Source organism: Corallococcus sicarius, from assembly GCF_003611735.1.
Classification (GTDB): Bacteria; Myxococcota; Myxococcia; order Myxococcales; family Myxococcaceae; genus Corallococcus; species Corallococcus sicarius.
Map to the genome: position 1 here is coordinate 1 of NZ_RAWG01000612.1, position 1,628 is coordinate 1,628.

1 protein-coding gene is annotated in these 1,628 nt (G+C 65.7%); it reads left to right on the top strand.

From position 1 onward, the window contains the following. Positions 1-211 precede the first annotated feature (211 nt). Complete coding sequence (lpdA, locus tag D7X12_RS41220; RefSeq protein WP_120630548.1) at positions 212-1,609, top strand: dihydrolipoyl dehydrogenase; 1,398 nt, start codon at positions 212-214, stop codon at positions 1,607-1,609. Positions 1,610-1,628: the final 19 nt, after the last annotated feature.

Below are 1,628 nucleotides of genomic sequence, written 5' to 3' on the forward strand. Positions count from 1 at the left end.
GGCTTTCCGGGCACCGCAGCCTGTCCGGGGGCCGGAGCGGGCGTGTCGCGGTGGGTCACGTAATAGAGGCGTCCGAAGGCCAGCAGCGCTACTAGCATCAAGAGGAGCGTATGGGGCGGGAAGCGGCGCACGAGCAAACTCCTTGATTCCAACCGGGACCGGGGGTTATCAGCGCCCGCGAGTTCCATCCGCAAAATAGACGGAGGCGTGCGTGGCTGAGACTTTCGACGTGGTGATCATCGGCTCGGGTCCTGGCGGCTATGTGGGCGCCATCCGCGCGGCCCAGCTTGGGCTGAAGACGGCCATCATCGAGAAGGACAAGCGCCTGGGCGGCACCTGTCTGCATCGCGGATGCATCCCCACCAAGTCGCTCCTGTGGACGGCGTCGCTCTTCCACCACATCAAGGAAGCGGCGGACTTCGGCATCGACACGGCCAACCCCACCGTCAACTGGGCCAACGCCCAGAAGCACAAGGACAAGGTCGTCACCAAGGGTGCCAACGGCATCGACTTCCTGATGAAGAAGAACAAGATCACGGTCGTGAAGGGCCATGGTCGCATCAGCGGGAAGGGCAAGGTGGAGGTGACGGCGGAGGACGGCTCCAAGCAGACCCTGGAGACGAAGAACATCATCATCGCCACGGGCTCCGTGCCCAAGTCCCTGCCGAACGTGCAGGTGGACCACAAGCGGGTGATGAACAGTGACTCCATCCTGACCATCGACCGCATCCCCAAGAGCATCATCGTCCTGGGCGCGGGCGCGGTGGGCTGCGAGTTCGCCTCCGTGTTCAACCACGTGGGCAGCAAGACGGCCATCGTGGAGTACATGCCGGCGCTCCTGCCCATCGAGGACGCGGACATCTCCAAGGAGCTGGACAAGATCTTCCGCCGCCGCGGCATCGACGTGCACGTGGGCGCCAAGGTGGAGAAGGTGGAGCACACGGCGGACGGCGTGCGCGTCACCATGACCGTGGGCAGCGAGACGAAGACGCTGGAGGCGGAGATCCTCCTGTCGGCGGTGGGCCGCTCGCCCGTCACCGAGGACGTGGGCCTCAACAAGACGTCCATCCAGACCGACCGCGGCTTCGTCAAGGTGGACGCGCAGTGCCGCACCACCGAGCCCAACGTCTACGCCATCGGTGACGTCATCCCCACGCCGATGCTCGCGCACATGGCCAGCGCCGAGTGCGTGATGGTGGTGGAGCACATCGCCGGGAAGAACCCCGCGCCCATCAACTACGACCTGACCCCGTCGGCCACGTACTGCTACCCCGAGGTGGCGTCGGTGGGCCTCACGGAGAAGAAGGCCAAGGAGCGCGGCTACGACGTGAAGGTGGGCATCGCCCCCTTCGGCGCCGTCACCAAGTCGGCCATCTCCAACGAGTCCATCGGCCTCATCAAGATCGTCTCCGACAAGAAGTACGACGAGGTGCTGGGCATCCACATCATCGGGCCCCACGCGACGGAGCTGCTCGCGGAGGCGTGCGTCTCCATGAAGCTGGAGATCACCACCGAGGAGCTGGCCCACACCATCCACGCCCACCCGACGCTCTCGGAGATCATGCACGAGGGCGCCGAGGCCACGCTGGGCCACCCGCTGCACTTCTAGCGGGAGCGGCGCTCGCGGC